The organism is Longimicrobiaceae bacterium, from assembly GCA_035696245.1.
In the GTDB taxonomy this organism is placed as follows: domain Bacteria; phylum Gemmatimonadota; class Gemmatimonadetes; order Longimicrobiales; family Longimicrobiaceae; genus DASRQW01.
Window position 1 is genome coordinate 1 of sequence record DASRQW010000276.1, and the last position, 8,460, is coordinate 8,460.

Annotated in this window: 5 protein-coding genes; 3 read left to right on the forward strand and 2 right to left on the reverse strand. The window is 72.4% G+C overall.

Going from position 1 to position 8,460, the window contains the following annotated elements; all coding sequences use genetic code 11:
* The first annotated feature begins 661 nt into the window (after positions 1–661).
* Positions 662–1,156 (forward strand): DUF4112 domain-containing protein, encoded by a 495-nt coding sequence (locus VFE05_12830; protein ID HET6230949.1) that lies wholly within the window; start codon positions 662–664, stop codon positions 1,154–1,156.
* Positions 1,157–1,407: 251 nt separating this feature from the next.
* On the opposite strand, the gene VFE05_12835 is transcribed toward VFE05_12830, so the two are convergent.
* Together VFE05_12835 and VFE05_12840 are read right to left on the reverse strand one after the other, a co-directional pair.
* Positions 1,408–1,704, reverse strand: coding sequence for a hypothetical protein (locus tag VFE05_12835; GenBank protein ID HET6230950.1), 297 nt, complete (start codon positions 1,702–1,704; stop codon positions 1,408–1,410).
* 104 nt (positions 1,705–1,808) lie between these two features.
* Positions 1,809–3,233, reverse strand: coding sequence for a mercuric reductase (locus tag VFE05_12840; protein HET6230951.1), 1,425 nt, complete (start codon positions 3,231–3,233; stop codon positions 1,809–1,811).
* Between the two features lie 320 nt (positions 3,234–3,553).
* On the opposite strand from VFE05_12840, the gene VFE05_12845 reads away from it, so the two are divergent.
* Positions 3,554–5,809 (forward strand): PBP1A family penicillin-binding protein, encoded by a 2,256-nt coding sequence (locus VFE05_12845; GenBank protein ID HET6230952.1) that lies wholly within the window; start codon positions 3,554–3,556, stop codon positions 5,807–5,809.
* 19 nt (positions 5,810–5,828) lie between these two features.
* Complete coding sequence (locus tag VFE05_12850; GenBank protein ID HET6230953.1) at positions 5,829–8,390, forward strand: PBP1A family penicillin-binding protein; 2,562 nt, start codon at positions 5,829–5,831, stop codon at positions 8,388–8,390.
* Positions 8,391–8,460: the final 70 nt, after the last annotated feature.

Here is an 8,460-nt window from a genome sequence, read left to right on the forward strand (position 1 = left end):
GGGAGCACGTGGAACGGCAGGCCCGCGGGGCCGCCGGACGCGAGCAGGCAGCCGTCCACCACCAGGTACACCACGTCCGCGCGCTCACCCTCGCCGATCAGCTCCTGGCCGGCGCGCAGGTCCTGCTCGATGCCGTTCGCCACCACCCACGCCACCTCGCACGGCGTGGGAGCGCCGAGCGTGCGGACGGGCGGAGGGCCGGCTAGGCCCCAGGGAGCAGGCTCGTTTCCGAGGACGCGGGGGTGACGCAAGACGGTACCGTGGGTGATGAGGCTGGAGCGCGCGAAGAAGCGACGGAATGCGCGTATGGGGACTTGCAGACTAGCGTCGGCCGGGCCGCGCGTCAATGGCCGCAACCAGGGGGGAAGCACCCTCGCCACGATTGGGCCTATGAGTGTGTAAGTCCTACGCGTGGCCGGGCTTTCGTGGTTCGGCGGGAACTGTTCCGAACGCGTGTGAGGCACCAGCTGAGCGGTCGCTGCGGGCGCCGTCCGGAGAGGTACGACGCCGTTCGCTTCAGGCGTTTCGAGAGCGGTAACGGCCCATCCGCTCCGCCGTATCCCCACCCGCCGGGAGGCGCTGGCACGCGCTAAGCACCGCAAGAAGGGTGCGAAGCCACACGCCGTCCTTTCGAGCTTCCAGATCCCATTCAGGAGCCGCCATGCCGGACGACCTGCCCGCCGCGCACGAGCACCCCGCGCTTCGCCGCGTGAAAGCGGTTACGATGGTGATGGACAACGCGTTCCGCGTGCCCGTGCTGGGCTGGCGCGTGGGGCTGGATCCCATCCTGGGCCTGGTTCCCGGCATCGGTGATGCGGTGGGCGCGGCGGCTTCGGCGTACGTGGTGCTCGAGGCGGCACGGCTGGGCGCCGGCGGGCCGGTGCTGGTGCGGATGGTGGCCAACGTGGTGCTGGACACCGTGTTGGGCGCGGTGCCTGTGCTGGGCGACGTGTTCGACTTCGGGTGGAAGTCCAACTCGCGCAACGTGGAGCTGCTGCGCCGCTCGCTCGCGGACAGGGACGAGACCAAGCGGTCCAGCCGCCTCGTGGTCGGCGGGACCGCGCTGGTGCTGGTGCTGCTTTTCGCGGCGCTCGCCGCACTGCTTTGGTTCGGCGGGCGGGCGCTGCTCCAGGGCGGAGGCCCGCCGCGCGTGTAGGCCGAACCCGCCCGCGGAACGATCCGTCGTCGATCCTCACACGTGCATACGCAGACGGAAGTTGGTAGATAATCTTCTCAACGGGTGAAGATTATCTACCCTCACGTGTCGGAAGATGATGCACGTCGGGAACTACTTGCCGCGCATCCGCCGAGGCGTTCGGGCATCGGGAGGATGCGCGGCCGTGCATCTCCCGAAACGAAAAGGCCCCTCGCGGTGAGGGGCCCTTCGCACATCTGCCCGCCAGGCCGTCAGCGGTTGCGTTCCTGGCTGGTCCCGGCGGAGTTGCGGCCGACGGAGGCGTTCTCGTCCGTCGTGCGGTTCGTGCCGGTCTCGTTGGCCGTGGTGCCGCTGCGGCCGTCGTTGCGCGATGGGGTGCCGCCCGCCGGGCGGGCATCCATCTCGCGGCCGATCTCCTCGGCGATCCCGCGCGTGGAGTCCGGTGCCTGGGCGGCGGCTTCCAGCCCCTCGGCGTGCATCTTGTCGCCCCTGGTCCAGCCGCCCTGCGACGGCTCGTCCCCGCGGGCATCGTGCTCGTTGCGGTCCATGCTGTCTCCTGGCGTCGGTGATGAGCGTTTCCGTGAAGCTTTTCACCTAACGCAAGTTGTATTCCGGCAATGGCTTCGGGAGATGCGGGCGCCGCGCCGCAAGCTCAGACCAGCCACTTGACCGCCAGGTCGGCGGCGCGGCGGGCGAGGCCGCCGGAGAAGCGCGAGCGGAGGTACGCATCCGCCGTGCGCTTCAGCGACTCGGGGTAGGTGGGGTAGACGTGGATCATCCCCGAGAGTGCGGAGAGCTTGAGCCGGTGGCGGATGGCGAGCACGGCCTCGTGGATGGTCTCGCCCGCGCGGGGCCCCACGACGTGCGCGCCTACCAGCCGCCCGGACGGGCCCACGACGAGCTTGGTGAGCCCGTCCGGCTCGCCGTCGCAGAGGGCGCGGTCCAGCGAATCGTGCGTGTAGCGGAACACGTCGGCGCGCCTGCCCCAGCGCTCGCGGGCCTCGTCTTCCGTCAACCCCACGCGGGCGACCTCGGGCTCGGTGAAGGTGCACCACGGCACGACGCGGTAGTCCAGCTTGCGACGCACGGGGAAGAGGGCGTTGGGCGCCACGAGGCGGCCGTGGTAGTCGGCCACGTGCGTGAAGCGGTACGGGCCGACCACGTCGCCCGCGGCCCACACGTGCGCCAGGGTGGTGCGCAGGTACTCGTCGACCTTCACGCCGTCCTTCTCCACCACGACGCCGATCTCCTCCAGCCCCATGCCCTCCACGTTCGGCTTGCGGCCGGTGGCGACGAAGATGGTGCCGGCGGTGATCTCCTGCGCTCCGGCGGGCGTCTGCACGGTCACGAGCTTGCGGCCGTCTTCCACGCGCACGGCGGTGGCGCGGGCGCGCAGGAGGATGCGGACGCCCTCGCGCTCCAGCCGGCGCTGCACGACCGCGGCGATCTCGGGATCTTCCTTCTCCAGCACCTGCGCGGATGCGCCGACCACGGTCACGGTGGAGCCGAGCCGCGCGAACGCCTGCGCCATCTCGATCCCGATGGGTCCGGCGCCGAGGACGAGCATCGACTCCGGCAGCGCGGACAGGTCCCACACGTCCTCGTGCGTGACGAATCCCGCGGCCTCCAGCCCCGGCACGTTGGGCACGGCGGTGCGCGAGCCGGTGGCGATCACCCACCGCTTGGAGCGGATGCGCTTCCCGTCCACCTCCACCTCTTCGGGAGACGTGAAGCGGGCCGCGCCCTGCACGACGTCCACGCCCAGCCCGCGGAAGCGCTCCGGCGAGTCGTGCGGTGCGATGCGGGCGATGATGGCGCGCACGCGGTCCATCACCGCCGGAAAGTCCGCGGATCCGCCCTCCGCCCTGATGCCGTAGTCCGCCGCATTGCGCACCGCGTCGAGCACGGAGGCGGAGCGGATGAGCGCCTTGGAGGGCACGCAGCCGGTCCACAGGCACTCGCCGCCCAGCCGGTTCCGCTCGATCAGCGCCGTCTTCGCGCCGATGCCGGCGGACACGGCGGAGGTCACCAGCCCCGCCGTGCCGCCGCCGATCACTGCAAGGTCGTAGGGTTTCAACGGACGTGGCTCCTGGAAAAGGGGCCCTCACCCGGCGGCCTGAGAGCCGCCGCCCTCTCCCACAACCGCGTGGGAGAGGGGACGTACTACCGGGTGGTGGGGCGCGGCGCGTGGGGTGTCGGGATGCCGATGCATTGCAGCGGCTCGGCGGATCGCGCCGTGTCCGATCGCCGGCCGGGGACGGATCGGTGGACGGGACTCCGCGCGCGGGGCCGGCGGGAAAACGTGCGTCGGCGGGGGCGGGCGGGTATTATGGGGGATCAACCTACGGAAACCGAAGCCCGAGAGATAGTTCTGCCGTGAGCGAACGGAGCGAGAAGGTGCGACGGAAGATGCCATCGGCCGCCGAGCTGCGGGGCCACGCGGCGCGCGGCCTCACCCGCCTGCGCGTGGCGATGGGGCGCCCGCGGGAGCGGCGCGTGGTGATCGGCCTGGCGATGGTGGGGCTGGGGTCGTGCGGCGCGGGCGGGCTGGTGGCCGCTTGGACGCGCGCGTGCGCCGGGACGTGCCCCACGGCGGAGCAGGTGGGCGACTACGCGCCGCACCAGGCCAGCCAGGTCCTGGACGCGCGCGGCAACCTGCTGGGCTCGTTCTACCGCGAGCGGCGCACGGTGGTGCCCATCCGCTCGCTGCCGCGCTACGTGCCGCTGGCGTTCGTGGCCATCGAGGACCAGCGCTTCTTCTCGCACCAGGGGGTGGACCCCATCCGCATGATCGCGGCGGTGCGCGACAACGTGATCGGCGGGTGGGGCGGCCCCGGCGGCAGCACCATCACCATGCAGCTGGCGCGCAACCTCTTCCCGCAGCAGCTGCCCATGCGCGAGAAGACCGCCCGCCGCAAGATCGCCGAGGTGAAGCTGGCGATGGACATCGAGCGCTCGTACAGCAAGGAGCGCATCCTGGAGATGTACCTCAACACCATCTACCTGGGCTCCGGCTCGTACGGCATCGAGGCGGCGTCGCGCACGTACTTCGGCAAGCCCGCGTCGAAGCTGACGTACGTGGAGGCGGCCACGCTGGCGGCGCTGCCCAAGGGCCCCTCGTACTACAACCCGCGCCGCAACCCGCAGGCGGCGCAGGTCCGCCGCGACCTGGTGCTCGCCGCGATGGAGCGAGCGGGCTACATCACCGCGGCGCAGGCGGCGACGGGGCGGGGGATGCCGCTCGCCCTCGTCCCGCCCACGGGCGCGTTGCGGGCGCCGTACTTCGTGGAGCGGGTGCGGCACGAGATGGAGGACAAGTTCGGCGAGCTGCTGTACACCGGCGGCCTGCGCATCTACACCGCCCTCGATCCGACCCTCCAGGAGGTGGCGGAGCGCGGGCTGGAGGAGCACCTGGAGACGATCGAGAAGGGCGAGTACGGCGACTTCCCGCATCCCACGTACGCGAAGTTCACCGCCAGCCTCGCGCCCGGCCAGCCGGTGCGCAACACGCCGTACCTGCAGGGCCTGGTCGTCGTCGTGGACCCGGCGACGGGGCTGGTGAAGGCGATGGTGGGCGGGCGCGACTGGAAGCAGTCGCAGTTCAACCGGGCCACGTCGGCCATGCGGCAGCCGGGCTCGTCGTTCAAGCCGTTCGTGTACGCGGCGGCGCTGGAGCACGGGCGCTCGCCGCTGTCCGGCGTGTCGGACGAGCCGTTCTCCATCTCCATGAGCGACGGCACTGTGTGGGCGCCCAAGAACTACGACGGCAAGTACAGCGGGTGGACGACGATGCGGAACGCGCTGCGCTTCTCCAAGAACGTCGCCGCCATTCGCCTGGGCCGCGAGGCGGGGATCGAGGCGGTGCGCAGCATGGCGCGGCGGGCGGGGATCGGCACGCGCATCCCCGGCTACCCGTCGGTCTACATCGGCTCGGCGGCGGTGGTGCCGCTGGACCTGATCACGGCCTACGCCACGTTCGACAACGGCGGCTTCCGCGTGGAGCCGGAGTACGTGGTGAAGGTGGAGGACCACCAGGGCAAGCTGCTGTGGCAGTCCAGCCCCGCTCCGGACCCGCAGATCGACCCCGGCATCGCCTGGATCATGACCGACATGCTGCGCGGCGTGGTGGACAGCGGCACGGGGGCCACCGTGCGCGATCCGGACGTGGGCGGCCTGTCGTACGACATCCCCGCGGCGGGGAAGACGGGGACGACGAACGACAACACCGACGTGTGGTTCGTGGGCTACACGCCGGACCTGGTGGCGGGCGTGTGGATCGGGATGGACAACCCGCAGACCATCATGGCGGGGGCCACGGGCGGCACGCTGGCGGCCCCGGTGTGGGCCCGCGTTATGCGTACCTTCTACGCCGGACGCAAGCCGCCGGAGCCGTGGAAGCGTCCGGAAAGCGTGGTGGTGCGCCGCATAGACGGCGGCCGCGTGCTCACGGCGAACTGCCCCTACGGCAGCGGGGAAGAGGACTTCTTCGCCGCGCGCTTCGTGCCCGAGGCGACCTGCGAGGCGCCGGCCCCGCTGCCGGACCGCTGGGTCGATCCCACGCCCGAGCTGCCGGGGCGCCCCGTGTTCCCCGGCCAGCCGCAGCCGCCGCCGGTCGAGGCGAAGAGGCCCCCGGCGCCGCCTCCATCCCACTGACGCAGGACCGAAGACGCGCATGGACCACGGCACGTACGACGACGACCGGACCCTGTTGAGCCCGGCCGCCGGGCACACGCACGCCGCGCCCCCGCCGCAACGCCGGGCGGGGTGGAAGCGCGCGCTGAAGTGGGCGTTCGGCATCGTCTTCGGCCTGGGCGTGCTGGCATTCGCCTGGCTCTGGTTCGCGCCGTGCGGCATGGGCGGCTGCGCCCCGCTCTCGGACCTGAACGGCTTCCAGGCCGAGGGCTCGCAGCTGCTGGACGTGCACGACAAGCCCTTCGGCTCGCTCTCCAGCATCAACCGCCGCGTGGTGTCGATCGACGCGGTGCCGGACTACCTGCCCAAGGCGTTCCTGGCGGTGGAGGACCGGCGCTTCTACGAGCACGGCGGCGTGGACTGGAAGCGCTTCGGGGGCGCCATCCTCAGCGACATCCGCAGCCGGAGCGGGGCGGAGGGCGGCAGCACCATCACCATGCAGCTGGCGCGCAACCTCTTCCCCAAGCGGCTGCCGTACCAGGAGCGCTCCATCCGCCGCAAGTTCATGGAGATGCGCATCGCCCGGCAGATCGACCGCGCGTTCCCGAAGAAGAAGATCCTGGAGCTGTACATCAACCACATCTACCTGGGCGAGGGCGCGTACGGCGTGGACGCGGCGGCCCAGGAGTACTTCGGCAAGTCCGCGGCGAAGCTCACCCTGGCCGAGGCGGCGCTGATCGGCGGGCTGCCCAAGGCGCCTTCGCAGATCAACCCGCGCGAGGACCGCGACGCCGCGCTCGCCCGCCGCAACCTCGTCCTCGGCCAGATGGCGCAGGCCGGCTACGTCACCGCCGCGCAGGCCGAGGCCGCGCGCGCCGAGCCCATCCGCCTGGCGCGCGGCGAGGGCGGGCCGAAGCAGCGGGCGGGCGTCGAGGCGTGGTTCGTGGCCCGCGTACGCCGCGAGCTGGAGGAGCGCGTGGGCGACCGCTTCTACACGGCCGGCCTCCGCGTGCACACCTCGTACGATCCCGAGGCGCAGAAGGCGGCGCAGGAGGAGCTGGCGAAGCAGCTCGCCGAGGTGGAGGCGGGCCGGTTCGGCGCGTACCGCCACCCCGCGTACTCGCCCGGGAAGACCACGGACGAGGGAGGGACGACTCCGTATCTCCAGGGCATGGCGATCGTGATGGACGCCGCCACGGGCGAGGTGCGGGCGCTGGTGGGCGGGCGCGACTTCGACGACAGCAAGTTCGACCGCGCGTTCCAGGCGCGGCGGCAGCCCGGCTCGGCGTTCAAGCCGTTCGTCTACCTCACCGCGCTGGAGAACGGCGTCGCGCCCAACGAGCGGGTGGAGGACGCGCCCGTGACCGTCACGCTCTCCGGCGGACGCACGTGGACGCCGCGCAACTACACAGGGACGTACGACGGCCCCATCACCGTGCGCGACGCGCTGGCGAGGTCCAAGAACACGGTGACGGTGCGGCTGGCGCAGCAGGTGGGGATGGGCGCGGTCGCGGCGACGGCGCGGAAGCTGGGCATCACGACCGACATCCCGACCGTACCCTCCGCCGCCCTGGGTGCGGCGGAGGTGCGGCCGGTGGAGCTGGTGGGCGCCTACGCGGCGTTCGCCAACGGCGGCCGCAAGGTGGTGCCGCATCTGATCCGCAGCGTGGAGGACCCCGCGGGCGGCGCCGACTGGGAGGGGCAGACGGAGACCGAGGATGCGATCGACGCGGGCGAGGCGTTCGTGCTCACCTCCATGCTGCGCGACGTGGTGGACCGCGGCAGCGGCACGGCGGTGCGCGCGGCGGGCTTCCGCGGCGCCGCGGCGGGGAAGACGGGGACTACCAACGCGGCGACGGACGTCTGGTTCGTGGGCTACACGCCGGAGATCGTGACCGGCGTGTGGATCGGGCTCGACAAGCCCCAGACGGTGGTGGCCGGCGCGTCCGGCGGCACCATCGCCGCTCCCGTGTGGGCGCGCATCATGAGCCGCGTGTACGCCGGACGCCCGCAGCCGCGCGGCTGGTCGCAGCCGGGCGACGTGGCGAGCGCGCAGGCCGACCGGCTCACGGGCGCCGTGGTGGATGCGACCTGTCCCGCGAAGGGGCCCACGTACACGGAGTACTTCCTGAACAGCGTGCCCGCGTCGACCTGCAACGCGGGGATGCTGGGCGGGGTGATGGACACCACGTTCCGCGACGAGGAGTGGGGCGCGGTCCCGGTGTACGACGACACCTTCTCCACCGCGTACCCGTCCGGCACCGGCGGCATCCAGCCGAGCGACACCATGCTGCCGCAGCTCCCTCCGCCTCCGCCCCTGCCCGCGCCGCCAGCCGGTTCGGACCGCGGGGCGGGCGGATTCCCGCGCGCCTCGGACGGCGGCGGGCGCGTGTTCCGCGACCCGGTGCCGCCCCCGCCCCCCGCGGGCGAGCCGCTGCCGCCGGTGGACCGGCCGCCGCCTTCGCCGGACGTGCCGCGGCCGCGGAACCGGCCGCCGCGGGTGCTGGGCAAACCTGCGGAGCCGTCGCCCGCGGAGCCGTCAAACCCGCCGCCCGCACCCCCGCCACCGCCGGACACGACGAGCCCGCCGCCGCCTCCGTGACGGCGGGTCCGGGGTGAAACCCTGGGCGCGCTATGGGGTTGTACACACTCGCCGCGCCCGGAAGGGCGCA